Below are 25,548 nucleotides of genomic sequence, written 5' to 3'. Positions count from 1 at the left end.
AGTATCCACAGGATTAGGGTTGGCGCGCTACTAGGCAGGAGAATCGATAACAACACAAATGTGGGGGTGTGGGTCATGGAGAACCGGAATCACAAGTTCCGCCGCCAGCAGTTTCTTACTGTTGACCGCTGGTTAATACGGCTGGCAACCGTTGCCGTTGTTTTGCTTTTAACTGTGCAGACGCTCCTCTTACATAGTGATGCCCGTAAATATCTCTCGCTGGTGGATAAGCTGGAAGGCGATCAGATAACATCGCCGGCAATCATGTATGCCGCCGATATTCCCTGGCCTAATCCGGCGAAGGAAATGAATGTCGTGAATAAGGTTGTCACCCGGTCAATCCGCACCCTGCGGCCAAGTCAGAATATAACGATCCGCATGATCAACCCGCCGGCCAGCAATGATGTAATTGTTACGGTAAACGGAGAGACAGGCGGCCGGTTTGGCAAAGGTCAGGTCGAATTGACTGTCTATGACGGCGACTATATCGAGATTGATGCTGCGAAATTAAAAATGCCTGTTCAATTTATCATTGATACCCATCAGGGGAATATAGTAAACCCGGTCGACGGCATTATGCTGGAAAGCAAGAATAATATCATTGTGGTGGGCAAGGTTGTTTTCAAACATTAACCGCCGTCGGGCGAGAAGCAGGAAATATTAACAGAAATTTGGCATTAAAGCACTAACTTTAGAGGAAATATTCTTTGGGCAGGGAATATAAAATAATACATTTTGGGATATTCGTGGAGGCCTGCTATGATTATAATGATGAACGCGCCCACTACTGATCAAATTAACCGGGTACTGGACAAACTACGCCAACTTGGTCTGGACGGTCATTCAATAACCAGTTCGGATAAAACAATTATTACCGCCAGCGGCAACTTATCAGCCTGCCAGCCAGAACTATACGAGAGAATGCCCGGTGTCGACCGGGTTGTTATTGTTGAAACGCCCTATAAGCTGGCCAGCCGGGAGTTTCAGAAAAAAAATACGCTTGTCACTATCGGCAAGGCTTGTTTCGGCGGAGACAGGATTCCCATTATTGCCGGCCCCTGCGCCATAGAAAGTTATGACCAGCTTTATCAGGCCGGCCGCAGTGTAAAGGCGGCAGGGGCAGCTATGCTGAGGGGCGGGGCCTATAAGCCGCGCTCATCTCCCTACACCTTCCAGGGCCTGGAGAAGGAAGGCCTGCAAATCATAAAAACGGTGGGCCGCGAGCTCGGACTGCCAATCGTTTCCGAGGTGACTGACCCCCGCAAAGTGGGGTTGATCGCCGACCATGTTGATATGCTGCAGGTAGGCACCCGGAATATGCAAAATTTCGTATTATTGAAAGAAGTAGCCCTGGCGAAAAAACCGATATTGCTTAAACGCGGCCTGGCGGCGACCATTGAGGAATGGCTCATGGCCGCCGAGTATATTATGGCAGGCGGCAATAATCAGGTCGTATTGTGCGAGCGGGGTATCCGCACCTTTGAGACTTATACCCGCAATACGCTGGACCTGACCGCTGTCCCGGTCCTCAAGCACTTAAGCCATTTACCCGTTCTTGCCGATCCCAGCCATGGTACAGGCAACTGGCGCTGGGTAAGCCCCATGGCCAAAGCCGCGGTAGCTGCCGGAGCGGACGGGCTTTTAATCGAAGTGCATCCCTGCCCGGAAGAGGCATTGTCTGATGGCCCGCAATCGTTGACGCCGACAAACTTTTCCCAGCTTATGGCTGAACTGGAACCGTTAACTGCCGCGCTTGGCCGTTCATTATAGTTCATTAAAAAATATCGGGAAGAGGGATAATTATGGGAGAAGTCATAAAAGTAGCCCCGGCTGCACGGTTAACGGGAACAATACATATTCCCGGTGACAAGTCCATATCGCACCGCAGTGTAATGCTGGCCGGGCTTGCTGATACGCCGGTAAAAGTAACCAACTTCCTCCAGGCTGCCGACTGCCGGTCAACCATTGCGTGCATGCAGGCGCTGGGGGTTATGGTGGAGCAGGATGAGGCAGGACAGTTAACCATTACCGGCAATGGTTTTTACGGTTTACGGGAACCGGAAACGGTACTTGATGCAGGCAACTCCGGCACTACCATCAGGCTGCTGACCGGACTGCTTGGCGCGCAGTCTTTTTTCAGCGTCATAACCGGTGACGCCTCCCTGCGCAAACGCCCTATGGGCCGGGTAATAACGCCGCTGGCAAAAATGGGTTTGCAGATACTGGGCCGTGAACAGTCCCGTTATGCACCACTGGCCATTATGCCGGCAAAAGAGATTACAGGCATTGAATACGCTATGCCTGTTGCCAGTGCTCAGGTGAAATCGGCCGTTCTGCTGGCGGCGCTATATGCCGGCAGCACCACGGTAATCACAGAGCCCCTGCCGTCGCGCGACCATACGGAGCGAATGTTTGAAACCTTTGGTATCCCGGTCCTGCGCACCGGTAATACCATTACCCTGAACCCGGTACAAAAACTTACCGCTCCGTCATTAATCAATATACCTGGCGACATCAGCTCGGCTGCTTTTTGGCTGGTGGCCGCTTCCATCATTCCCAACAGCCGCCTTACCCTGGTTAATGTTGGCATTAACCCGACCCGGACCGGTATTCTTGATATTCTGCAAGCAATGGGGGCGGATATTGCGGTTGTTAACGAGCGGTGGAGCGGGCGTGAGCCGGTAGCCGATATTATTGTGAAATCAGCCCGCTTACAAGGCACTACGATTGACCCGGAGATTATTCCCCGGCTGATTGATGAGATTCCGGCCCTGGCTGTAGCCGCCTTATTTGCCGAGGGACGGACCGTCGTGCAGGGGGCGGAAGAACTGAGGGTCAAGGAAACCGACCGGCTTAAGGCAGTTTCGCTGGAATTAAGCAAACTGGGGGCAAAAATTACGGAAACCCCGGACGGGCTGATTATTGACGGCCCGCAGCAGCTGAACTTTTCCCCTTGCTATTCCCATCACGATCACCGGATGGCCATGGCCCTGGCAGTGGCCGGTCTGGCGGGGCAGGGGGCTGAGATTGCAGCAGCAGATTGTGTTACTATTTCGTATCCTGATTTTTTTGCTGTTGCTACAGGGCTAAGGCAGGAATAATAGGAGGCCACTATGAAGCGCTTAATTATTGCAATTGACGGACCCGCAGGGGCAGGCAAAAGCACCGTAGCCAAACTGGCTGCGCAGCAGCTCGGTTACACCTATATTGACACCGGAGCGATGTACCGGGCTGTTGCCTGGCAGGTATTACAGGCAGGCCTTGCCCCTGATAATGAAACCGTGGCCGCGCTGGCGGCCAGCCTTGATTTGAAACTGACCTACGTAAACGGCAAAACAGCAGTAGCCGTTAATGGCCGGGACATTACCGAAGCCATCCGGACCCCCGAGGTCAGCCGCCTGGTTTCCAGGGTGGCACAGGTCCAGGCGCTGCGGGACATTATGCTCACCCTGCAGCGCGATCTGGCAGCGGCCGGCGGGGTCGTTATGGATGGCCGGGATATTGGCACACATGTTTTGCCGAATGCCGACATAAAGATATTTTTAACAGCCTCTATCTCCGAACGGGCCAAGCGGCGCTGGCAGGAGCTGACGGCCAAAGGTTATACCATTGAGCTGGCTGAACTGGAAAATGAGATTAAAGTCCGTGATCAAGCCGATTGCGAGCGCGAGTTTGCCCCCTTGGCGGCGGCGGCCGATGCCGTTTTCATCGATACTACCGAGTTATCTATTCAGGCTACGGTAGAAAAAATACTGGAACTTTGTAAGGAGAGACAGGAATGTGTATAAACTGTTGCACCTGCTATTAAGTGCCATCTTTGCCCTTTTTTTTCGCCGGCAGGTGATTGGCGCTGAAAACATTCCGGCCACAGGCGGTGTCATTATTGCCGCCAACCATGTAAGTCTCTGGGACCCGCCGGTTCTTGGCACCGCCATATCCCGGCCGATTCATTTTATGGCGAAGGAAGAGCTTTTTACCAACCCGGTTTTTAGCCGGCTTATTTCCCGCCTGGGCGCATTCCCTGTCAGGCGCGGCATCGCCGACAGGACGGCAATTCGCACGGCCCTGTCGCTGCTGGAAGACGGCTCGGTCCTGGGCTTGTTCCCGGAGGGGACACGCAGCAAAACCGGGATATTGGGCGCACCGGAGCCAGGTCTGGCCATGCTGGCCGTAAAAGCCGGCGTGCCCGTAGTACCGGCCGCACTCATCGGTACTAACAAAGTCCTGCGGGACGGTCATTTATTCCCGCAATTCAAGGTAATATTTGGTAAACCGCTTTATCTGTCCAGGGACAGTAGCAGCGGTAAGGACAGTCTGGATAGTTTGAGTGGTAAGGTAATGAGCGAGATTGACCGCTTGCTGAAAAGCGAAAGCGGCACTGTGAAGTAAGCGGGTGGATTGGGTTGGATAACAGTACAATTAAACTGCTGGACGACAATTTATCGGTTATATTGGTACAGCGTATTGCCATCATTGCCGTTTTTGCCTATGTACTATCACATACCCAGGCATTTCGCCTGATATTTAAGGAAAGCACGACCTACCGGGAGAAGCTGATCCTGATATTGATTTTTTCCCTGCTTTCCATTGCCGGTACGTATTTTGGCATACCAATCGAAGGTGCCCTGGCCAATGTCCGTGATACCGGAACGATTGTCGCCGGTCTGCTCGCCGGTCCGCTGGTAGGTACTGTCACCGGTCTGCTCAGTGGCCTGCACCGCATTTATCTCGGGGGATTTACTGCTGTTCCCTGTGGTGTCACAACCATAATCGGCGGTATGCTGGCCGGATATATCCATATAAAAACAAAACCTAAAGACCCCGAATGGATCACGGGAATTATTACCGGTGTCGGGGTCATACTGCTCAGTATGGGGCTTATTCTGCTGTTTTCCAAGCCTTATGACGCCGCCCGGCTGCTTGTTGCCCGCATCATTGTGCCCATGTCGCTGGCCAATGCCATAGGGATTGCCATTTTTATGCTGATTTTGCACAATGCCAGAGAGCATCAGACTAAGATCGCCGCCTTGCAAACACACAAGGCCTTAAATATTGCCAATGCGACTTTACCGCATTTCCGCCAAGGGTTGAATCCGGAATCGGCAGAAAAGGTAGCCATAAATATACTGACTATGACTTCAGCCGCTGCCGTCGCCATTACCGATCTTAAACAGGCTTTAACCCATATTGGCCTGGGGAGCGATCACCATATTAAAGGCAAGCAGGTATTTACCAAGCTTACTCAAGCCTGCTTGCAGCACGGCCAGGTCACCGTGGCTCAGACTCAGGCCGAAATTGGCTGCAATGTGCCGGCCTGTCCGCTTAAATCAGCGATAGTGGTTCCGCTGTACTGCCGCGACGATCTGGTCGGCACGTTAAAAATTTATTATGCCCGGGAAGAAGCGCTAACCGCACTGGATATCGAATTTGCCCAGGGGTTAGGCCAGGTATTCAGCACGCAGCTTGAGCTGGCAGCTTTGCAGCATAAGGCTGAATTAACGGCCAAGGCGGAACTGAAAGCCCTCCAGGCGCAGATTAATCCGCATTTCCTGTTTAATGCCTTAAATACGATTGTTTCGTTCTGCCGGACCAACCCGGAAAACGCCCGTAATCTGTTGATTGAACTGAGTGAGTTCTTCCGCCGCAGCCTTAAGTCGGCCCGCGACTTTGTCACCCTCAGAGAAGAATTGGAGCATGTCGAATCCTATCTGGCCCTGGAGCAGGCGCGCTTTGGCCACAGATTGATCATTAGACAGCATATTGCGCCAGATACATTGGCTATCTTAATTCCTTCCTTTATCCTCCAGCCGCTGGTTGAAAATGCGGTTAAGCACGGGCTGTTAGCCAAACCGGACGGGGGAACAGTAGAGCTTTGTGCCCACAAAAACGGGCGGCAGCTTGTTATTTCCATAAGCGACACCGGGCTTGGCATACCGCCGGCCATTCAAGAGCAAATAATGGAATATGGCTACGGCAAAGGGGCCGGGGTTGGTCTGACTAATGTCAGTGAACGGCTGAAAGCGATTTACGGTTCTAAGCACTGTCTGATTATTAACAGTGCCGAAGGGCAGGGGACAACGGTCATACTTCATATTCCGGTCGATGTGGAGGTTATGGGCAATGGTTGACCACGTATGTCCAATAAGAGTAATGGTAATTGACGATGAAGAGCCGTCCCGGAGCGAGTTGCGCTATTTGCTGGAACAATTCGGTGATATTGAGATTATCGGCGAGTTTGCCAGTGGTGAAGAAGCCGGCCGGGCCGTAGCGACGCTTAATCCTCAGGTAATCTTTGTAGATATTGAAATGCCGGGGTTAAATGGTATCCAAACCGCGGAAAAGGTTGCTGCCGGCCAGGCCGCGCCGCTGGTGGTTTTCGCCACGGCCCATGAAGAGTTTGCCGTAAAAGCCTTTGAGCTTAATGCCGTAGATTATTTATTAAAACCGTTTTCGGCAAAAAGGATAGCCAAATGTATCAACAAAGTCCGCAGCCTGCTGGCGGAAACAAAGACAGCCGCGCTAAAAAAACGCGAAGCCGGTGAGGGACAGTTACACTGCCTGCAGAAGCTTGCCATTGAGCACAACGGCAAAGCCTATGTGATTGATACCAGGGATATCATTGCCGTATACTGTGCAGACGGTCAGTTATCCATACAACTGGCCGATAAATGCTACTATTCGAATATGTCGCTGCAGGATCTTCAGTCCCGGCTTGATGACCGGTTATTCTTCCGTACCCATCGCGCTTATCTTGTTAATATTGAAAAAATCCGGGAAATGATTCCCTGGTTTAATGGCACCTACAATCTGATTTTAGAAGGGTTTAGCCGCGATGTGCCGGTCAGCCGCCAGCAGGTTCCCAAATTGAAAAAAATATTTGGCTTATAATGTTGTGTAACATTGTACAAACGCCGATGCTATTGACCAGGATGCCAGTGTATTTCATCCTGGTTTTTTGTCATTTCACAGGCTACATATTGCTCAGGATTTTATGTATATTGTATTATTTAGGTAGCAATCCAGGGAAAGGAGGTTAGATGTTCAGTTCATTTATTTTTGAAAGGGGGACTGCTAAATGAATTCAGTTAGTTTGTTGGTCATCTCTATTTGCGTGTACATTTTAGCCTACCGTTATTATTCCGCTTTCATCGCCGCCAAAGTCCTGGCTTTAAACGACGCCAATATAACACCGGCCTACCGCTGTAATGACGGACGCGAATTTGTTCCCACCAATAAATGGGTATTATTCGGTCACCATTTTGCTGCTATTGCCGGTGCCGGCCCGCTTGTAGGCCCGGTGCTCGCAGCCCAGTATGGCTGGGGCCCCGGCTTCATGTGGATTTTACTGGGCTCAGTTTTTGCCGGCGCAGTGCATGATTTTATTATTCTGTTTGCCTCTGTCCGTCACAATGGCCAGTCACTGGCGGTAATTGCCCGGCGGGAGGTTGGTCCCTTAACCGGGATAACCACCTCACTGTCTGTTTTTTTCATTATTATTGTCGCCCTGGCCGGCCTGGCCATCGTTGTTGTCAATGCTTTGTTTAAAAATCCCTGGGGCGTATATACGCTCTTTATGACGATCCCGATTGCAATTGTTGTTGGTTTATATATGTTCAAAATTGTTCCCGGCTCAATCCGTTCCGGCTCAATCGCCGGTTTTATTCTGGTAATGGCGGCAGTCTTTACCGGGCACTGGCTCAGCCCGGGGCAGCCCTGGGCCGGCTTGGCCGGCATCTTTGACCTGACCAAGCAGCAACTGTCGGTGGCGCTGCCGGTATACGGCTTCTTCGCCGCGGTTTTGCCGGTATGGCTGCTGTTAGCCCCGCGTGACTATCTCAGTTCTTATATGAAAATAGGTACGGTGCTGGCTCTGGCCCTGGGAATTCTCATCGTGCAGCCTGCTATCAACATGCCGATGACCACCCAGTTTACGGCCGGCGGCGGCCCGATTATCCCCGGACCGTGGTGGCCGTACGTATTTATCACGATTGCCTGCGGTGCGATCTCCGGTTTCCACTCGCTTATCTCATCAGGTACGACACCTAAAATGATTGAGCTTGAATCCCAAGCCCGCATTATCGCTTATGGCGGCATGCTCACCGAAGGCTTTGTGGCCGTAATGGCTCTGATCTCGGCGGTAGTGCTCATGCCTGGTGATTATTTCGCCATCAACAGCCCGGCGGCTGTATTTGCCAAGCTGGGAATACCGACAGTGGAAATAAACGAATTATCACGGCTGGTGCAAATGGATGTTGCTCATCGTCCCGGCGGGGCTGTCTCGCTGGCGGTCGGTATGGCTCACATCTTTTCCAGTATTGGCGGCATGCAACACCTTATGAGTTATTGGTACCAATTTGCCATTATGTTTGAGGCGTTATTCATCCTGACCACAATTGACGCCGGCACCCGGGTTGCCCGTTATATCCTGCAGGATATTCTGGGAACCTATATGTACAGCCCGCTTAAACAAACCAACTGGTGGCCGGGGATTCTCTTTACCAGCTTCCTGGTTACTTATTGCTGGGGCTACCTGCTGTACAGCGGGGATGTTGCCAGCATCTGGCCGCTGTTTGGCGTGGCGAACCAGCTTTTAGCGGTTATCGCGTTGGCGATCGGCACGACCATTATCTTAAAAATTGCTCCGAAAAAATCCTATGCCTGGGTAACCTTTGCCCCGCTTTGCTTTTTGTCAGTCACAGTAATTGCTGCCGGCATCATGAATGTGCAAATGTTCTTTAAGCGGGGCGACGCGCTGGGGAATACCAACGGCACGGTCAGCATCATTTTAATCGTCCTGGTAGTGATTACCTTATTGGACTCCATCCGGCTATGGCTTACGTTGCTGAAAACAGATAAACCGGTCGGCATGAATACGGAAATATCGGTTTTATCCTGTCCTGTTGATACAACCAAACCCAATATTCCCAGTTAAAATTTCCCACCTGCGTTAAATAGTATCCAAAAAACCGCCGCTATGGCAGCTTTCGCTAAATAGCGGCGGTTTTGTATTTGAAACACAGCCGCAAAGGGGTTATAATAAATAAGGCAAGGATACCAAAGACTACCAAGCAGGAGGCACTATGAAAATCTATTTAGCCGAAAACCGTGGCTTTTGCTACGGAGTAAAACGGGCTATTGACCTGGCTGTGCATGCTGCCGCTGCCGACTGCCCGGTATATACACTGGGGCCAATCATCCATAATCCGCAGATGGTCAAGCAATTGCAAACAATGGGAATCGGGGCCGCCGCCAGGCTGGAAGACATAGCTGCAGGTAAAGTCATTATCCGCTCTCACGGTGTTGGCCCTGAGATATACTACCAGGCCGAAGCCAAGCAGCTGACCATAGTGGATGCCACCTGCCCGCATGTGAAAAAAGCGCAGCAGGCAGCCCAGGCCTTGTTACAGGCCGGCTATCGGGTTGTTATTGTCGGCGAACGGCACCATCCGGAAGTGCAAAGTATCCTGGGCTGGGCAAATAATGAGGCCGATGTTGTTGAAACCCAGCAGGAAGCACAAGCGCTGTCCCATCACTCCCGGCTGGGGATCGTGGCCCAGACTACATTTGCCGCTGAAGAATTTGATGCCATTGTTGCTATTTTGCAGGAAAAGTGTGACGAGTGTAAAATTGAACGCACCATCTGCACGGCAACTGATCTTAGGCAGCAGGCAGCGGTTAATCTGGCCCGGAATGTTGATAGTATGATTATCGTTGGGGGTAGAAGCAGTGCCAACACTACCCGTCTGGCCAGCGTCTGCCGGGCGGCCGGTACACCGGCTTATCATATCGAATCAGCCAGTGAGCTTAAGCCGGAATGGTTTGCCGGCCTGCAGGCTGTGGGTATAACAGCCGGGGCATCAACCCCTGATTGGGTTATTGAGGAGGTATATGAAAAAATGGAAGCAATGAATATGACTGATGTTGTTAAACTGGAAACCGGCACGATCGTAAAAGGAACTATTGTGGGTGTTCGCCATGACGAGGTGTTTGTTGATATCGGTTATAAGGCCGAGGGGGTTATTCCGCTGGCCGAGCTGGCTTATCCGGTCCCGCCGACAGCCATTGATGCGGTAAGTGTAGGGCAGGTCATTGAGGTGCTGGTAGTGGATAACGACGGTGCTGACGGCCAGGTTAAGCTTTCCAAGGTGCAGGCTGACAGACTGACGGCCTGGGATAAGCTGGGGCAGGCCTCTGCGGCCGGCGAGCCCGTTGAGGCTGCAATTACGGGGATCGTAAAAGGCGGTGTGACTGTGGCCGTATTCGGGGTAAGAGGTTTTATCCCTGCCTCCCAGCTTGATCTTAAATTTGTGGAAAACTTAGAGTCCTTTGTGGGCCAGACGCTCCGGGCTATCCCGATTGAAGTGGACCCGGAAAAGCAGAAGGCGGTTCTGTCCCGCCGGCAGTTATTAGCCCGGGAAAAACAAGCGCTGGAAAAAGAATTGCTGGCGAAATTGACTGTTGGCCAGACAATTACCGGGAAAGTCAGCCGGCTTGCCACTTTTGGCGCGTTTGTCGATATCGGTGGCATTGACGGGTTGATTCATATTTCCGATTTATCCTGGCAGCGCGTCAAAACACCGCAGGAAGTTGTCAGTGTGGGCGATGAGGTTACGGTTGTGATCCTCAAGCTTGACGCTGAGGCCAAGAAGCTGTCACTTAGTTTAAAGGATGTAGAACGCGATCCCTGGTATTCTGCGGCAGATACCCTGACGACCGGCAGCATCGTCAGCGGCACGGTTACCAAACTGGCTAAATTTGGGGCCTTTGTTGAAATCAAGAAGGGTATCGAGGGTTTGGTGCATATCTCGGAAATGGCTGAACGCCGCGTGGCAAAGCCGGAAGAGGTCGTAAGCGCCGGTCAGCAGGTAGCGGTTAAAATACTCAGCATTGATAAAGACAATAAACGAATCGGCCTTAGCATGGTGCAGGCCGAGCAGGAAAAGGAACGGGCCGAATTCAGCGACTACCTCTCAACCCGGACACCAACATCAGGGGTTACGCTGGGTGATAAGTTTGGGCATCTATTCAAACGGGAGGACTAGTAAACGGCATGATACGGCAGTCACGTAAACTGGAACATGTAAAGTATTCCCTGCTGCTGGAGGATGGTCCGGCGGCTGCCGGCTTCACCGATTTCCATTTAGTCCACAATTGTCTGCCTGACCTGGCCTGGCAGGATATTAATGTTTGCACCGAGCTGGCCGGTTTACACCTGCCGCAGCCGGTTATCATCAATGCGATTACCGGTGGTGCTGCCGATGTGACCGAGGTTAACCGCCAGCTGGCCGAGTTTTCCCGGCAGACAGGCGCGGCTCTGGCCGTAGGCTCGCAATACGCCGCCGTGGAAAACCCGGCGGCGGCCGAATCGTATAAAATTGTCCGCCGGATTAATCCGGACGGTGTAATTCTGGCCAACCTGGGAGCTTATGCGCCCCCGGCCGCCGCCTGTTATGCGGTTGAGATGATTGGCGCCCAGGCCATTCAAATTCATCTCAATGCCGGGCAGGAGATTATCATGCAGGAAGGGGACCGTGACTTTCGTTCCTACTTGTCGCATATCGAAGCCATCGTCAACAAAGTTAACGTGCCGGTGATCGTCAAAGAGGTAGGGTGCGGCATCGGCCGCGAGCAAGCCAGGGCCCTCGTTGACATTGGCGTAAAGGCCATCGACGTTGGCGGCACAGGCGGTACTAATTTTCTTGCGATTGAGGCTGCCCGGGGCCAGGTACAGCTGGAGGCAGAGATGCTGTCCTGGGGAATTCCCACTGCCATTGCGGCTGTGGAAGCCGTTTCCGTAACCGCGCCGGCGGTTGATGTTGTGGTTTCCGGCGGGGTGAGAACACCCCTGGATGTCGTCAAGGCTTTAGCCATCGGCGGGGCGGCCGCCGGTATTGCCGGCCCGGTCTTAAAGATGATCAAAAATAAAGGCATTGACGGTGCGATCGACTGGTATGAGAAATTTATTACCGATATAAAACGCTACATGCTGCTGACAGGAGCCCACACGGTCCGGGATTTATGGTCGGTGCCCCTCGTTGTCACCGGCTTTAGCCGCGAATGGCTGACTGCCAGGGGTATTAATACGCAGGGATTTGCCACACGAAAAAAAATATGACCAAGAGCATGGCCACTGGCCATGTTCTTTTTGTATTAATAAGGTGTTATCAGCACAAACTAGCAGTAATGCGTCAACATTATAAGGCTATGAGGTGAACAACATGATGAATATGCCCCTTGGCATGATTTTACTTTTAGTCGTCAGCGTGCTGGTGTATTTTGGTTTAGCCCACCGGATTTTAGACCGCATGCGGATGACTGATAAACAGGCGCTGTTATTTATTGCCGCTATTGTTGTCGGCAGTTTTATCGACATCCCTATTATGAATGCCCCCATGCAGATTTCCATCAATGTCGGCGGTGCAGTACTACCTATTTTGCTCTGCCTGTATCTGATTTACAAAGCCGATGAAACTGCCGAAAGAGTCCGGGCCATCGTTGCCGCTGTACTTGTGGCCGGTGCCGTATCGCTTGGCTCGCGTTATTTGCCTTATGAACCGGAAAATATGTATCTTGACCCTAAATTAATCTACGGGCTGGCTGCCGGCCTGATTGCCTATCTTGCCGGCCGGTCCCGCCGGAGTGCGTTTATCGGCGGGGTACTGGGCATTGTCCTTAGTGATATTGTCCATATCATCACTCTCTCCGGGCTGGGAATTCCAGGAACTACCGCCATTGGCGGGGCCGGTGCTTTTGATGTCACCATTATTGCCGGGGTAGTGGCGGTAATGATTGCCGAACTTGTCGGCGAAACCCGGGAAAAGCTGCAAGGCGGCCCGGTATTGGGCCCTAACCGGCCTGAGGGCTTATATGAGTTTAGTAAAGAACTGCACCCAAAAGAAAAGCAAAAAAAGGAGCCGCCCACTTCCCAGCCGGCAGGAACCGGCGACAAAACCTCGGATGCCGGGGGTGAAAACAGTGAAAAGTAAAATCCTACTGCTGCTGACACTGCTGCTGTTTACCGCAGGTGCCGCCTGCTACGCCGACGAAGGCAGCAGCGGTCAGTATTCGACAGTTGTTGACGAGAGTGGAACCCCCGTGTATATGACCGGCTGGAAAATGCAGGCCGGTGACCAGGTACTGACTGAGACTAACCGCCGCTATGAAGTAATCCGGGTGGAAGGCAATACGGCTTATGCCAAATTTGTCGGCGAAGTCAACCTATCGCTGTATGACCAGGAGCAGAAGGGCATCCTCGCCCGCCTGCAAACGTTTCTCCAGCCGGCCATTGCCCAGGCCGAGGGCAACGGCAAGGTCGCTGTTTATCACACCCACTCCGACGAATCCTATGTGCCTACAGACGGTAAAGAAAGTATCATGGGCGCAGGCGGGATCTATAAAGTCGGCAATGCCTTCACAACCTCATTGGAAAAGAAGGGCGTTACGGTCATTCATTCCGACGCCAAGCATGATCCGCACGATGACATGGCTTATGAGCGTTCGCGCCGGACGGCCCTGAACCTGGTAAAAAAAGAGCAGCCTGATGCTATTTTCGATATTCACCGCGATGCCGTTCCCCCACAAGTGTATAAAACGAGCATCAATGGTGAGGATGTCAGCAAAATCCAGCTGGTTGTGGGTAAATACGGTCCCACAGGCAAACAGATTGAAGACTATGCCCTGCAGATAAAAGCGGCGTCTGATAAGCAGCACCCGGGCCTGGTAAAAGGAATTTTTTTCGCCAAAGGCGGTGACTATAACCAGGATTTGCACCCCCGCTCCATGCTGCTTGAGGTAGGCGCCCACACCAATGACCGCGCGTCAGCCGAGAAGGGGGTTGCCCTGTTTGCCGATGTTGTCCCGACAATTTTAGGCAAATCGAACGCCCCCACAGGCCCTAATGCCGCCGGCACAACCGGAGCCGCCGGCAATACCGGCCTTGGCTCGGCGGCCGGCGGGGCGTCAGGTGCGACTAAATCCATGGGCTGGATGCTGGGCCTGTTAATAGCCGGTATTGCCGCCTTCTTATTCCTAAGTACCGGCAGTTTTAAAGAAGCCGGCGCCAAACTAAAACGGTTTGCTTCCACCGAGTTTACCAATTTCCTGGGTTCAAAGTCTAAAAGGCGGCGTAATACCCAGCCTGAATCCAGCCAGTCTGAAAAAGATGGCGATAACAAGTAACGAACGCTTACCGGCAGGCTTTTATGTCCTGCCTTTTTCTTATTTATTTTGCTTTGATAATAAAATGCGTGCAGGGAAAATATAGCTGCTGACGGAATATTAACAGAAGGGGGGAATAGTTTGACTTACAAGGGGATCATCTCATATGTTAAACCTGACAGTATCGGTGCTGAAATAGGCCTTGTGCCCGGTGACCGCCTGCTTGAGGTCAACGGCGAGGCTGTTCAAGATATTATTGATCTCAGCTTTGCGCTGGCAGAGGAAGAGATTGAATTGCTGATTGAACATGGCTCAGGTGAGCAGGAACTGATTGCACTGGAGAAAGATTACGAGGAAGAGCTGGGGCTGGAATTTGAAAGCGCTGTTTTTGATAAGGTGCGTCAGTGTGCCAATAGGTGCATTTTCTGTTTTGTCGATCAAATGCCGGCGGGAATGCGTGATAGTTTGTATATTAAAGACGATGACTACCGGCTGTCTTTTTTATACGGCAATTTTGTCACCCTGACCAATCTCGGCCCACGGGACCTCAGCCGTATAGCCAAACTCCATTTATCGCCGCTCTATGTCTCTGTCCATACAACCAATGGCCGCCTGCGGGAAAAAATGCTGGGCGGGAAACAGGCCGGCCGGATTATGGCCCAACTGCAGGAACTTACAGAGCAGGGGATCGAGCTGCATACCCAGGTTGTCTTGTGCCCGGGCTTTAACGACGGCCGGGAACTGGCCAGAACGATTGCGGATTTATACGCTATGTTCCCGGCCGTTCTGTCGCTGGCCATTGTCCCGGTCGGGCTGACCCGTTACCGCGACAACTGTCAGCCGTTAACACCCTTTACCCGGCAGGAGGCCTGCCAGGTAATTGATCTTGTTCAGCAATGGCAACAAAAATGCCGGCAGGAAACGCAGGAAAATTTTGTTTATCTAGCGGATGAGTTTTATCTGGCCGCCAATCAGGAAATTCCCGCCTATGACGATTATGACGGATTTCCCCAGCTGGAAAACGGTGTTGGCATCGTCCGGACTTTTCTCGCCGAGTGGGAGGAGCAGCCTGTGGCCGGCACCGGTTACACAGAGCCGCAATACATTGACGTTATCTGCGGTGTGTCGGCAGCAAGGATTCTATCGCCGCTCTTAACCCGGTTGTCCTTGCCTAATCTCAATGTGCGGGTGGTTGCGGTTGAGAACCGTTTCTTCGGCTGTAATGTGACCGTTACCGGCCTGTTGACAGGTGGCGACATTACCGACAGGCTAAAACAGCTGCCCGGCCCCCGTACCGGTATTATTGTTCCCGGCGTGGCCCTCAGAAAGGGAGAACAGGTCTTCCTTGACAATACCAGCTCAGCGGCAATTGCCGCTGAGCTGGGCGTGCCGGTACGTACCGCTTATTTTGCCCAGGATTTAAAAGAACTGCTGGCGGCGTGGCGGTAAGCGAAAAAATGCGGCAGGCCGAAAGCGGTAAAAGAATAACCTTGGTTTAATTCAGGCAAAACTACTGCTAGTTTGCTTTTGTACGTTTAGATTTTATGAAATAACAAGGTGGTATCCGATGAGTAAACCAATTGTGGCAATTGTCGGCCGGCCTAATGTCGGCAAGTCAACTATCTTTAATTATATCGGCAGGAACAGGTTGTCCATTGTCGAAGACATGCCCGGTGTTACCCGGGACCGCATCTATATGGATGCGGAATGGCTGGGGCGTAATTTCACTATGATTGACACCGGCGGAATTGAGTTCGAGTCAAATGATAAAATACTGGCTGCCATGCGTAATCAGGCCAAACTGGCAATTGACGAAGCCGATATGATCATGTTTATTGTCGATGGTAAAACCGGCCTGACGTCGGCCGACAATGAAGTGGCCAAAATCCTGCGCATTACCAGAAAACCGGTGGTGCTGGTGGTAAATAAAGTTGACAACATGAAAAACGAAGCTGACATCTATGAATTCTATAATCTGGGGTTAGGTGATCCTATTGCCATTTCCGCCACCAATGCTCTTAATATCGGCGACATGCTGGACCGGTTGATCGAGCAGCTGCCGGCGGAACAGAGCGAACCGGAAGAAAATGATCAGATTAAAGTAGCCGTGATCGGCCGGCCGAATGTGGGCAAATCCTCGCTTGTCAATTCCATTATCGGCGAAGAGCGGGTCATTGTCAGCGACATTCCCGGTACGACCCGGGATGCTATCGACACGCATTTTACTAAAGACGGGCAAACTTACGTCCTGATTGATACGGCGGGAATGCGCCGTAAAGCCAAGGTGGATATGCCGGTGGAACGGTATAGCGTTATCCGTTCCCTCCGGGCGGTTGACCGCTGTGATGTTGTGCTCATGGTTATTAACGCTGAAGAGGGAGTTACCGAGCAGGATAAAAAAATTGCCGGTTATGCCCATGAGGCTGGCAAAGCCAGCATTATTGTGGTTAATAAATGGGATCTGATTGACAAGGATGGCAAAACCTCGCTTAAGTTTACCGAGGACATTCGGGATGAACTGGGCTTTATGCAATACTCGCCGGTATTATTTACCTCAGCCCTTACCAAACAGCGCATTAACCGGGTAACCGAGCTGGTCAAGTATGTGGCCGACCAGCACGCAATGCGGGTGGCAACAAGTGTGCTGAATCAGGTTATTGAAGACGCAACGGCAATTAATCCCCCGCCTTCGGAACGGGGCCGGCGGCTCAAAATTTATTTTACCACCCAGCCTGATGTTAAACCGCCTACCTTTATTTTCTTTGTCAATGATCCGGAGATCATGCATTTTTCCTATCTGCGCTTTTTAGAAAACAGATTAAGAGAATCTTTTGGTTTTGAGGGAACTCCACTCAAACTGGTTGTTCGCGGTCGTAAGGAAAAAGATGAATAGCTAACTGAGGGAGTGGGAGAATGGAGTATGTGCTGGTTATAATCACCAGCTATTTGGTCGGTTCAGTCCCCAATGGATTGATTATTGGCCAGAAGTTTTACAAGATTGATTTAAGGCAATTCGGCAGTAAGAATATTGGGGCAACCAATGCTTACCGGACGCTGGGGCCGGCACCGGCCTTTTGGGTGTTTGTCACAGATGCCCTTAAAGGCGTGGCCGGGGTACTCTTAGGCCACTATATCGGCGGGACGGCGCTGGCCGAACTAGCCGGCGGTATTGGCGCTATCGCCGGTCACAACTGGTCCGCATTCCTCAGGTTTAAAGGCGGGCGCGGCGTAGCCACAGGGCTCGGGGTTATTGCCATGATCGCGCCGACAGTGACGTTCATAGTCTTTGTTGTCTGGGCACTTATTGTTTACTTTACCAGGTACGTTTCCCTGGCGTCGATTACCGCCGCCGCCTTGGTACCAGTCACGATGTGGCTGCTCCACATCAGGCAGGAGTTTTTTTATTTCGGCATCCTGGCTGCCTTGTTTGTCATTGTGAGGCACCGCCCTAACATTGAACGCCTCTTACAGGGAACAGAATCAAAGATTAAAGCCGGCGGCCAATCCGAGCCTAGTCCCAAGAAAGAGAAGTGACATTTCTAATGAAAATAGCAGTCATTGGTGCCGGCAGCTGGGGCACAGCCCTGGCCGCCGTTTTAGGGCAAAAACATCAGTCGGTGGGCCTGTGGGTGCGGTCGCCTGAGCGGGCTGCCCACCTGGAGTCAACCCGTGAAAACACGCAGTACCTGCCTGGCTGTAAGTTACCGCAGTCGGTTGCCGTAACAGGGGATATAAGCAAGGCGGCAGCTGGTGCGAAGTTAATTGTACTGGCCACCCCGTCTCACGCCGTCCGCGCAACAGCGGCCACGCTAGCTCCCTGGGTCGGGGCGGAAAGCATTATCGTCAGCGCTGCCAAGGGGCTGGAATTAACCACTGTTAAACGCATGACTGAGGTGATTGCCGAGGAACTGCCGTCAATGGCCGGCCGCCTGGCAGTGCTGTCAGGTCCGAATCATGCGGAGGAGGTGGGCCTGGGTCAGCCTACAGCCACGGTCATCGCCGCTCCGTCCCGGACGGTGGCCGAGTTCGTCCAGGATACATTTATGCTGCCCTATTTCCGGGTTTATACCAATCCTGACAGTACCGGCGTAGAATTAGCCGGCGCCCTGAAAAATATTATTGCCCTTGGTGCCGGCATTGCCGACGGGTTAGGGTTTGGCGATAATGCCAAATCGGCCCTTATGACCCGCGGTCTGGCCGAAATTACCAGGCTGGGAATGGCAATGGGGGCCAACCCCCTGACTTTTGCCGGTTTAGCCGGCATCGGTGACCTGATAGCCACCTGCACCAGTGTTCACAGCCGCAACCGGCGGGCCGGCATTATGCTAGCGGCCGGCAAAAGCGCCGATCAGCTCCAGGCGGAAACATCGATGGTAGTGGAAGGCATCCGCGCTGCGAAAGCCGCTTACCAGTTAGCGGCCCGCCATGAGGTGGCTATGCCGATAACAGAACAGATTCACCAGGTTTTATATCAGAATAAATCGCCCAAAGACGCGGTCCTGGAACTTATGACCCGCAGCCGGACGCATGAAGTCGAAGAGGTCGCCCTAAACCACTTGCACTGGAACTAAGAGCATAACTGAATTACAACAGTCAAAGCAGAGCCGTGAATTAGGCTGCCGGCAAAGGCAGGTCTCCGGCTGACCGGCAAAATAAACTTGGCATAAAAAAGTATGGTGGCTAATAAAGTAATGTATGAGTTACTTTAAGTTACCATACTTTTTTTTATTTTGTAATATTTGGAGTGGCCTGTCATATATTATAATGACAACTACCGTAATCAGGAGGGAGACGCCAGATGGAAAAATTCGACCTGTTTAGAGATATCGCCGAACGTACTGGTGGAGATATCTATATTGGTGTAGTCGGCCCAGTCCGTACTGGTAAATCGACATTTATCAAGCGTTTTATGGAAACCATGGTATTGCCCAACATCACCGACCCCTATGACAAAGAACGCGCCAAAGATGAGCTGCCGCAAAGTGCCGGCGGCAAGACCATTATGACGACCGAGCCTAAGTTTATCCCCAATGAAGCGGTTGAGATCAATGTAAAAGACAATGTTAATGTCCGGGTACGGGTAGTGGACTGCGTGGGGTATACGGTTGAGGGCGCACTGGGCTATGAAGAAGAATCAGGTCCCCGCATGGTGCTCACACCCTGGTTCGAAAATGAAATTCCCTTCCAGGAAGCAGCCGAGGTCGGCACCCGCAAAGTCATTGCCGAGCATTCGACAATTGGCCTGGTCATCACAACTGACGGCACAGTAACCGACTTGCCCCGGGACAAATATCTTCCGGCTGAGGAACGGGTTATCCATGAGCTGAAAGAATTGCAAAAACCGTTCCTGGTAATCCTCAATACAGCCAAACCTAATTCCAAGGATACGCGGGAGCTTGTGGCCAGGCTGGAAGGTGAATATGATGTACCGGTGATTCCGGTGGACTGCGCTCAGCTTTCCCATGACGACATTTACGGAATTTTACAGGAAGTGCTGTACGAATTCCCTGTTAAAGAAGTTAATATTACCCTGCCGAAATGGGTGGAAGAACTGGAAAAAACCCACTGGCTGCGCCAAAAATTTGAAGGCGCCGTTAGTGAAATTGTTCAATATATCCGCCGGCTGCGGGATATCGACCGGGCAATTGATGATTTGTCAGGCTATGACTTTGTCGCTGACGTTATCCTCCATGACATGGACCTGGGCAGTGGTATTGCCGTTATCGAAATGACAGCCCGGGGCGACCTCTTTTATAGTGTCCTGGAAGAACTTACGGGTTTCACCATTGCCGGCGAGCATCACCTCCTGCGCCTGATGAAGGATTTATCGGTGGCCAAACGGCACTATGATAAAATCGCCGCTGCGCTGGAAGACGTTGAACAAACAGGTTACGGAATTGTATCCCCCCAACTGGATGAAATGGTTCTGGAAGAGCCTGAGATCATCCGGACCGGCAACCGTTTCGGTGTAAAACTCAAAGCCTCCGCGCCATCATTACATATCATCAGAACCGATGTGCAAGCCGAGATTTCACCAATTATCGGTACGGAAAAACAAAGCGAAGAATTGATTCAATACCTGATGCGTGAATTTGAAGGCGAACCGGAAAAAATCTGGCGAACCAATCTGTTTGGTAAATCTCTAAATGAGCTTGTCCGTGAAGGCATTCAGAATAAACTGTCAAGTATGCCGGAGAACGCACAAACCAAACTCAAAGATACGCTCCAGAAAATCGTTAACGAAGGCAGCGGCGGACTAATATGTATCATTTTCTAAGAAACCGTGCGTTTTGTAGTGAATTTATGGTCAGTCTGTAAAGGACTGACTAATTTTTTTGCATTTTTTGCTTGTAATCCCTGTGAGGTTGATGTTATAATGTCTACCATATACAGATATCCATCCGCAACTGCAGTACCGAGGAGGGGAAGCATGGTTACAGGCCAAAAAGCAGTTTTTTATCTGGTTCGGGAAGAAATTTTACCCGAAGCTATTAAAAAAACAATCAAAGTAAAAGAATTATTAAAACGTGGTGAAGCCAGAACAATTAATGAAGCAGTAGAAAAAATGGAACTAAGCCGTAGTGCCTATTATAAATATAAGGACTATGTTTTTCCGTTTTACGAAGCCAGCAAAGAAAAAATCGTCACTCTGGCTTTATTGCTTGAGCACAAATCAGGTGTGCTTTCCCGTGTTTTAAACACAATTGCCAATGAACACGGTAGTGTACTGACAATTAATCAGGGTATACCGCTGCAGGGAGTGGCCAATGCCACCATATCCATTGAAACCGCTGATCTGGCAATTGATTTGGAAGCGATGCTTGACAAATTACGAATGGTAGACGGGGTAAAGAGGCTGGAAGTTTTGGGGCAGGCTTAGGAGGAAAACTATGAATGCCATTCATATTGGTTTATTGGGAATGGGGACAGTCGGTACCGGGGTTGTTAAAATACTGGCGAATAATGCCCATAATATTGAACAAAAAGTGGGCGCGCCGGTAGTCGTTAAAAAAATACTTGTAAAAAACCCCGGCAAAGTGAGAAACGTAAAAACAGAGGCTGAATTAGTCACAAATTTTGAGGAGATAGTAAACGACCCGGATATTATGATTGTGGCCGAGGTCATGGGTGGTGAAACACCGTCTAAAGACTATATGCTGGCAGCGCTAAAAGCAGGTAAGCATGTAGTAACGGCCAATAAGGATGTTGTCGCCAAATATGGACGCGAGTTGTTTGCAGCAGCCGAGGCTCACCATCGGGATTTTCTGTTTGAAGCCAGCGTGGGGGGCGGCATTCCTATCATTCGTCCTCTTAAACAATGCCTGGCGGCGAACCAGATCACTGAGATTATGGGTATTGTTAACGGCACCACCAATTATATGCTGACAAAAATGACCAATGAAAAAATGGATTATGCCGATGTCCTGGCCGAGGCGCAGGCTAAAGGTTATGCCGAGTCGGATCCGACGGCCGATGTCGGTGGTTTTGATGCGGCCCGCAAGCTTGCCATCCTGGCCTCCATTGGCTTTGGGGCCAGGGTTGCGCTTGACGATGTCCATGTGGAAGGCATAACAAATATTGCGATCGAAGACATCGAATACGCCCGGGAGCTTGGCTTTATCATCAAATTACTGGCGATTGCCAAACAGGACGAGCGCGGTATTAACGTCAGGGTACATCCGGCATTCCTGCCGATGAGCCATCCGCTGGCTGCGGTCAACGACGTTTTCAATGCCATATTTGTTCAGGGCGATGCGGCCGGCGAGACAATGTTCTATGGGCGCGGGGCCGGTGAGATGCCGACAGCCAGCGCGGTTACCGCCGATATTATTGATGTGGCCCGTGATATCCGCCATAATGTCAGCAGCAGAATATTATGCACCTGCTTTGAGCAAAAACCGATTTATCCTGTCAGTAAGACCGAATCACCTTATTATATCAGGCTGCTGGTCGAAGACAAACCCGGTGTACTGGCGGCGATTGCCGGGGCCTTTGGCGCCCAGCAGGTCAGTCTGCATTCGGTTATCCAAAAACGTAAAGTAGAACGCTCCACCGAGCTTGTTTTAATCACCTACCGGGTAACTGATGAAAACATCCGTCTGGCAATAAACACCTTACTTGGCATGTCCGTTGTAAGCAAAATAGGTAATGTAATCAGAGTCGAAGCAGCAGAGATTTCATAGGGTCAAAAGGTGGCGATACCATGGCAAATACAGTGAAAGTCCGTGTGCCGGGCACAACCGCTAACTGCGGTCCGGGATTTGACGCTGTTGGCATAGCATGTACATTATATAATGATTTGGAACTTACCTTAAACGATCAAGGCGGCATCTCGCTGGCTGTAACAGGCGAAGGAGCCGGGGCAATACCCGCCGATGGCTCTAATGTTGCCGTAAAGGCCATTCAAATGGTCCTCGCCCGCACCGGCTGCCAACGGAATGGCATCCATCTAAAAATGGTGAATAATATTCCCCTCGCCCGGGGATTGGGCAGCAGTGCGGCCGCCATCGTCGGCGGGCTGGTGGCAGCCAACGAGCTTACCGGCAACACCCTTACCAAAGAGGATATCCTCAATATGGCCACCGCTATTGAAGGCCATCCGGACAATGTGGCGCCGGCCATCTTTGGCGGCATTACGGTCAGCATCATGGACAGCGGCAATGCAAAATATCTGCGCCTCCTGCCCCCGAAGGCATTTTCGATGGTGGCTGTAATTCCCGAATTTAATCTTTCTACCAAGGCGGCCCGCAAGGTGCTGCCTGATTCAGTGCCATTTGCCGATGCGGTATTTAATGTCAGCCGCGCTGCGCTCTTAATCGGCGCCCTCTGTACCGGCGAGCTGAAACTGCTGATTCATGCCCTGGAAGACAGGCTGCATCAGCCGTACCGCGAACAGCTGATTCCCGGTATGGCCCAGGTACTGGCCGCCGCCCGCCAAACAGGGGCATTAGGCGCGGCGCTGAGCGGTGCCGGCCCGTGTCTGCTGGCTTTTGCAACCGATAACGCCGACGAGGTGGGCAAGGCGATGGTCAAAGCATTTAATATCCATAAAGTGCCGGCAAGATATCAGGTCCTGAGCATCGACGAACAAGGTGCCGTTATTATTTAATCCTTTTTATAAATATCCCGCTGCCCTGCAGTTTCCATAAAATAATTAATAAAACATATTGACAACTGCCGGTAAATTGAGTAAAATAGTCTTTGTCAGTCAGGCACACCAACATGTAAATCCTGGCAGACAAATGTCGGGGCGTAGCTCAGCTTGGTAGAGCGCTACCTTGGGGTGGTAGAGGCCGCACGTTCAAGTCGTGTCGCTCCGACCAGTTAAAAAATATTGATAACCCCAGATAAATTAAGGGTCTGCAGGATTGCAGGCCTTTTTATTTTTTGATCTTTTGCGATCCATTTTCGAGCTAGTGTAGCAAAAATGTAGCAGAGAGATTATTGGGGATTATGAGAAAGACACAGCGGAAAATGCTGTGTCTTTTTAATCCAGTGGCTCTAATGTTGCGGCAGCATAGGTATATGCAGATGGTGGTATTATCTGCAGTTCTGTATGACGAACATATTGGAAATCCCCGATATTTCTTGTATACAGGGGTAATTTATGAACAATAGCAGTTGCGGCAATATAACAATCTTCGATATGGTGAGAGCGATATTCATTGGAGTGGCGCGACAGCTTACCGGCAACTATGGCGGTCTCCAGTGATGTATCCAAAATAGTGCAGAACCGTGGGAGGAGGGTAAGTATCCGTTCTTCTTCTTGTGGTGAAAGCTGCGGGTATTGCATTAATTCTTTGATTGTATGACAGGACAAGAAAATAATGGTATCGGTCCTGATTAAACACTTAATTAAACTCTCTGCATCCGCGGTATTTTGCCGCTGCTCGTCTGACTTTAGCCGGGAGCTTCTTTGGCCTTTTAGCCAATCAACAAGAATAAATATTAGTATCTAAAAGTACGCCTTTTGCACTCATTTTTTATCAAAAAACGATGTATCTTTGGCAGACCAGATACCAAACAATTCGTTTGCGGCTTTCATACGCTGTCCCGGATGCAGGAATGGGTTTTTGTTGCGACCTTACCAGTGGCTAAAGCGTGCTCGATAAGACACCCGCTGTCAGGCACCCGAGCTCCAGGCACAGCCTTACCTTTAATACTTTTTTTCTTGCCGCGATCAGCTTTCATTCTGCACACCTCCTAATTTTATTATATCATCTGTTTCACTCGTTGGTGAATACCAATCATCACAAGGGAAGCCGCCGTTGGGATTATGTGATGGAGTTATTTGACCGTTCACAATTATAATATAAGGCAAAACAGACTTAAAGGTAAACCTCAATTCTTACAAAACTGATATTGCCAGAAAGGCTTTCGAAGGCTTTCGGGGTCAGGCCTCACTGTTTACACTAATAATAAAATATGATAGTATGGCCTCAAAAGGGAAAAGCAGGATGGTGATCCGGATGGCAAGACAGCCGCGAATTCATTATGCGGGAGCTCTGTATCATATTATAGCTCGCGGCAACAACCGAGAAGTTGTGTTTCATGATGGAGGCGATAAATCGAAGTACCTTGCCCTCGTTGAACGGTATAAACAGAAATACCAGTTTCATCTGTACGCCTACGCCATCATGGATAACCATGTTCACCTGTTGGGAGGAGTTGCAGATGAACCACTTTCTAAAATCATGCAGGGGATTCAGCAGAGCTATACCCAATATTATAACCGTAAATATGACAGAGCGGGACATGTCTTCGAACAGCGCTATAAGGCAAAGCTGTGTAATAGTGATCCGTATCTTATAAGCCTGTTGCGGTATATTCACCAGAATCCCATAAAGGCCGGGACCTCTGAATCCTGTTGGACCAGTCATCTTGCATATCGGACCGGAAACAGCAGTATTGTGGATACGGAATTCATATTATCCATGCTTTCTAATAACAAAACGAAGGCGATTGAGAAGTATCTGGAGTATATGGAAATAGAACTGCCGGAGATTCAGCAAGCTGAGGCTTTTGAGCATCTATATGCAAGGACGGAGACAACAGAAACATGCGTGGTGCCGGCCGCCCTGTCCGTCACTTTTGCTGAATTATTGACAACAGTAGCATCAGTCAGTGAGATCAATAAAGAGCGGATCATGCACGAAAGACATGACCGCCGCGTGGTAGCGGCAAGAAATATCCTCATCTACGTAGCCGTTCGGATGGCAGTAATGACAAAAACAGAGTTGACCAAGGTGCTCCCCTTAAGCATGAGCGGGATTATCAGAGGGTACAACAAAGTCGTTGACAACGATGACCTGAAACGCCTGGCAGAAAAAATTAGCAACGATTTGTGTGAAGTGTAAGGCCTGACCCCGCCCTGGGCTTAAGTAATAGACT

General features: G+C 50.9%; 23 protein-coding genes and 1 tRNA gene. 22 read left to right on the top strand and 2 right to left on the bottom strand.

All coding sequences use genetic code 11. The annotated features are described in order from the left end of the window. Window positions 1-75 precede the first annotated feature (75 nt). The 21 genes from ACZ481_RS12695 (at window position 76) to ACZ481_RS12595 (ending at window position 23,480) form a co-directional block, all read left to right on the top strand. The gene (locus ACZ481_RS12695) at window positions 76-633 is read left to right on the top strand and encodes a DUF5359 family protein (protein ID WP_464770499.1); all 558 of its coding nucleotides are present in this window, start codon (window positions 76-78) and stop codon (window positions 631-633) included. Between the two features lie 126 nt (window positions 634-759). Then, the gene (aroF, locus tag ACZ481_RS12690) at window positions 760-1,770 is read left to right on the top strand and encodes a 3-deoxy-7-phosphoheptulonate synthase (protein ID WP_464770498.1); all 1,011 of its coding nucleotides are present in this window, start codon (window positions 760-762) and stop codon (window positions 1,768-1,770) included. A 32-nt stretch (window positions 1,771-1,802) separates the two neighbouring features. Then, window positions 1,803-3,101 carry a 3-phosphoshikimate 1-carboxyvinyltransferase gene (gene aroA, locus ACZ481_RS12685; RefSeq protein ID WP_464770497.1) on the top strand — a complete coding sequence of 433 codons (1,299 nt, stop codon included), beginning with the start codon at window positions 1,803-1,805 and terminating at the stop codon, window positions 3,099-3,101. 12 nt (window positions 3,102-3,113) lie between these two features. After that, on the top strand, window positions 3,114-3,788 hold the full coding sequence (gene cmk / locus ACZ481_RS12680; protein ID WP_464770496.1) for a (d)CMP kinase: 675 nt from the start codon (window positions 3,114-3,116) through the stop codon (window positions 3,786-3,788). Further along, complete coding sequence (locus ACZ481_RS12675) at window positions 3,781-4,389, top strand: lysophospholipid acyltransferase family protein (protein ID WP_464770495.1); 609 nt, start codon at window positions 3,781-3,783, stop codon at window positions 4,387-4,389. Before cmk ends, ACZ481_RS12675 begins: the two co-directional genes overlap by 8 nt. Before the next feature lie 14 nt (window positions 4,390-4,403). Then, the gene (locus tag ACZ481_RS12670) at window positions 4,404-6,128 is read left to right on the top strand and encodes a LytS/YhcK type 5TM receptor domain-containing protein (protein ID WP_464770494.1); all 1,725 of its coding nucleotides are present in this window, start codon (window positions 4,404-4,406) and stop codon (window positions 6,126-6,128) included. Then, the gene (locus tag ACZ481_RS12665; protein ID WP_464770493.1) at window positions 6,121-6,888 is read left to right on the top strand and encodes a LytR/AlgR family response regulator transcription factor; all 768 of its coding nucleotides are present in this window, start codon (window positions 6,121-6,123) and stop codon (window positions 6,886-6,888) included. Before ACZ481_RS12670 ends, ACZ481_RS12665 begins: the two co-directional genes overlap by 8 nt. 187 nt (window positions 6,889-7,075) lie before the next feature. Beyond that, window positions 7,076-8,932, top strand: a complete 1,857-nt coding sequence (locus ACZ481_RS12660) for a carbon starvation CstA family protein (RefSeq protein WP_464770492.1) — start codon at window positions 7,076-7,078, stop codon at window positions 8,930-8,932. Window positions 8,933-9,080: 148 nt separating this feature from the next. Further along, window positions 9,081-11,042 carry a bifunctional 4-hydroxy-3-methylbut-2-enyl diphosphate reductase/30S ribosomal protein S1 gene (locus tag ACZ481_RS12655; protein ID WP_464770491.1) on the top strand — a complete coding sequence of 654 codons (1,962 nt, stop codon included), beginning with the start codon at window positions 9,081-9,083 and terminating at the stop codon, window positions 11,040-11,042. 8 nt (window positions 11,043-11,050) lie between these two features. Then, complete coding sequence (gene fni / locus ACZ481_RS12650; protein ID WP_464770490.1) at window positions 11,051-12,115, top strand: type 2 isopentenyl-diphosphate Delta-isomerase; 1,065 nt, start codon at window positions 11,051-11,053, stop codon at window positions 12,113-12,115. Between the two features lie 103 nt (window positions 12,116-12,218). Beyond that, a complete protein-coding gene (locus ACZ481_RS12645) occupies window positions 12,219-12,986 on the top strand; it encodes a DUF1614 domain-containing protein (RefSeq protein ID WP_464770489.1) in 768 nt (255 codons plus the stop codon). Then, window positions 12,976-14,178 (top strand): stage II sporulation protein P, encoded by a 1,203-nt coding sequence (spoIIP, locus tag ACZ481_RS12640; protein WP_464770488.1) that lies wholly within the window; start codon window positions 12,976-12,978, stop codon window positions 14,176-14,178. The genes ACZ481_RS12645 and spoIIP overlap by 11 nt, the downstream gene beginning before the upstream one ends. A gap of 120 nt (window positions 14,179-14,298) precedes the next feature. After that, complete coding sequence (locus ACZ481_RS12635) at window positions 14,299-15,606, top strand: DUF512 domain-containing protein (RefSeq protein ID WP_464770487.1); 1,308 nt, start codon at window positions 14,299-14,301, stop codon at window positions 15,604-15,606. Between the two features lie 118 nt (window positions 15,607-15,724). Continuing rightward, window positions 15,725-17,050 carry a ribosome biogenesis GTPase Der gene (der, locus tag ACZ481_RS12630; protein ID WP_464770486.1) on the top strand — a complete coding sequence of 442 codons (1,326 nt, stop codon included), beginning with the start codon at window positions 15,725-15,727 and terminating at the stop codon, window positions 17,048-17,050. Between the two features lie 20 nt (window positions 17,051-17,070). Further along, window positions 17,071-17,691 carry a glycerol-3-phosphate 1-O-acyltransferase PlsY gene (plsY, locus tag ACZ481_RS12625; protein WP_464770485.1) on the top strand — a complete coding sequence of 207 codons (621 nt, stop codon included), beginning with the start codon at window positions 17,071-17,073 and terminating at the stop codon, window positions 17,689-17,691. Window positions 17,692-17,699: 8 nt separating this feature from the next. Further along, window positions 17,700-18,728 (top strand): NAD(P)H-dependent glycerol-3-phosphate dehydrogenase, encoded by a 1,029-nt coding sequence (locus tag ACZ481_RS12620; RefSeq protein WP_464770484.1) that lies wholly within the window; start codon window positions 17,700-17,702, stop codon window positions 18,726-18,728. 227 nt (window positions 18,729-18,955) lie between these two features. Beyond that, the gene (gene spoIVA / locus ACZ481_RS12615; protein ID WP_464770483.1) at window positions 18,956-20,434 is read left to right on the top strand and encodes a stage IV sporulation protein A; all 1,479 of its coding nucleotides are present in this window, start codon (window positions 18,956-18,958) and stop codon (window positions 20,432-20,434) included. Window positions 20,435-20,587: 153 nt separating this feature from the next. Beyond that, window positions 20,588-21,037, top strand: a complete 450-nt coding sequence (locus ACZ481_RS12610) for an ACT domain-containing protein (protein ID WP_325537348.1) — start codon at window positions 20,588-20,590, stop codon at window positions 21,035-21,037. Window positions 21,038-21,047: 10 nt separating this feature from the next. Then, on the top strand, window positions 21,048-22,340 hold the full coding sequence (locus ACZ481_RS12605; RefSeq protein ID WP_464770482.1) for a homoserine dehydrogenase: 1,293 nt from the start codon (window positions 21,048-21,050) through the stop codon (window positions 22,338-22,340). 20 nt (window positions 22,341-22,360) lie between these two features. Further along, window positions 22,361-23,266: a homoserine kinase gene (gene thrB / locus ACZ481_RS12600; protein WP_464770481.1), complete on the top strand. Its 906-nt coding sequence runs from the start codon at window positions 22,361-22,363 to the stop codon at window positions 23,264-23,266. A gap of 137 nt (window positions 23,267-23,403) precedes the next feature. Further along, a tRNA-Pro gene (locus tag ACZ481_RS12595) sits at window positions 23,404-23,480 on the top strand. A 164-nt stretch (window positions 23,481-23,644) separates the two neighbouring features. Here ACZ481_RS12595 and ACZ481_RS12590 read toward each other — a convergent pair. Together ACZ481_RS12590 and ACZ481_RS12585 are read right to left on the bottom strand one after the other, a co-directional pair. After that, window positions 23,645-23,950, bottom strand: coding sequence for a PIN domain-containing protein (locus ACZ481_RS12590; RefSeq protein ID WP_464770480.1), 306 nt, complete (start codon window positions 23,948-23,950; stop codon window positions 23,645-23,647). A gap of 248 nt (window positions 23,951-24,198) precedes the next feature. After that, window positions 24,199-24,348: a hypothetical protein gene (locus ACZ481_RS12585; protein ID WP_464770479.1), complete on the bottom strand. Its 150-nt coding sequence runs from the start codon at window positions 24,346-24,348 to the stop codon at window positions 24,199-24,201. 278 nt (window positions 24,349-24,626) lie between these two features. Between ACZ481_RS12585 and ACZ481_RS12580 the strand changes: the two genes are divergently transcribed. Continuing rightward, complete coding sequence (locus ACZ481_RS12580) at window positions 24,627-25,514, top strand: transposase (protein WP_464770478.1); 888 nt, start codon at window positions 24,627-24,629, stop codon at window positions 25,512-25,514. Window positions 25,515-25,548: the final 34 nt, after the last annotated feature.

The sequence above is a fragment of the Sporomusa intestinalis genome (assembly GCF_055383785.1).
Note: the sequence above shows the minus strand (reverse complement) of the source record. Positions and strands in the feature narration are given on the sequence as shown.

Coding starts and splice junctions, on each gene's coding strand:
- ACZ481_RS12695 (WP_464770499.1), top strand. CDS start 76: ATGGAGAACCGGAATCACAAGTTCCGCCGCCAGCAGTTTCTTACTGTT.
- aroF (WP_464770498.1), top strand. CDS start 760: ATGATTATAATGATGAACGCGCCCACTACTGATCAAATTAACCGGGTA.
- aroA (WP_464770497.1), top strand. CDS start 1,803: ATGGGAGAAGTCATAAAAGTAGCCCCGGCTGCACGGTTAACGGGAACA.
- cmk (WP_464770496.1), top strand. CDS start 3,114: ATGAAGCGCTTAATTATTGCAATTGACGGACCCGCAGGGGCAGGCAAA.
- ACZ481_RS12665 (WP_464770493.1), top strand. CDS start 6,121: ATGGTTGACCACGTATGTCCAATAAGAGTAATGGTAATTGACGATGAA.
- ACZ481_RS12660 (WP_464770492.1), top strand. CDS start 7,076: ATGAATTCAGTTAGTTTGTTGGTCATCTCTATTTGCGTGTACATTTTA.
- ACZ481_RS12655 (WP_464770491.1), top strand. CDS start 9,081: ATGAAAATCTATTTAGCCGAAAACCGTGGCTTTTGCTACGGAGTAAAA.
- fni (WP_464770490.1), top strand. CDS start 11,051: ATGATACGGCAGTCACGTAAACTGGAACATGTAAAGTATTCCCTGCTG.
- ACZ481_RS12645 (WP_464770489.1), top strand. CDS start 12,219: ATGATGAATATGCCCCTTGGCATGATTTTACTTTTAGTCGTCAGCGTG.
- der (WP_464770486.1), top strand. CDS start 15,725: ATGAGTAAACCAATTGTGGCAATTGTCGGCCGGCCTAATGTCGGCAAG.
- plsY (WP_464770485.1), top strand. CDS start 17,071: ATGGAGTATGTGCTGGTTATAATCACCAGCTATTTGGTCGGTTCAGTC.
- ACZ481_RS12620 (WP_464770484.1), top strand. CDS start 17,700: ATGAAAATAGCAGTCATTGGTGCCGGCAGCTGGGGCACAGCCCTGGCC.
- spoIVA (WP_464770483.1), top strand. CDS start 18,956: ATGGAAAAATTCGACCTGTTTAGAGATATCGCCGAACGTACTGGTGGA.
- ACZ481_RS12610 (WP_325537348.1), top strand. CDS start 20,588: ATGGTTACAGGCCAAAAAGCAGTTTTTTATCTGGTTCGGGAAGAAATT.
- ACZ481_RS12605 (WP_464770482.1), top strand. CDS start 21,048: ATGAATGCCATTCATATTGGTTTATTGGGAATGGGGACAGTCGGTACC.
- thrB (WP_464770481.1), top strand. CDS start 22,361: ATGGCAAATACAGTGAAAGTCCGTGTGCCGGGCACAACCGCTAACTGC.
- ACZ481_RS12590 (WP_464770480.1), bottom strand. CDS start 23,950: ATGCAATACCCGCAGCTTTCACCACAAGAAGAAGAACGGATACTTACC.
- ACZ481_RS12585 (WP_464770479.1), bottom strand. CDS start 24,348: ATGAAAGCTGATCGCGGCAAGAAAAAAAGTATTAAAGGTAAGGCTGTG.
- ACZ481_RS12580 (WP_464770478.1), top strand. CDS start 24,627: ATGGCAAGACAGCCGCGAATTCATTATGCGGGAGCTCTGTATCATATT.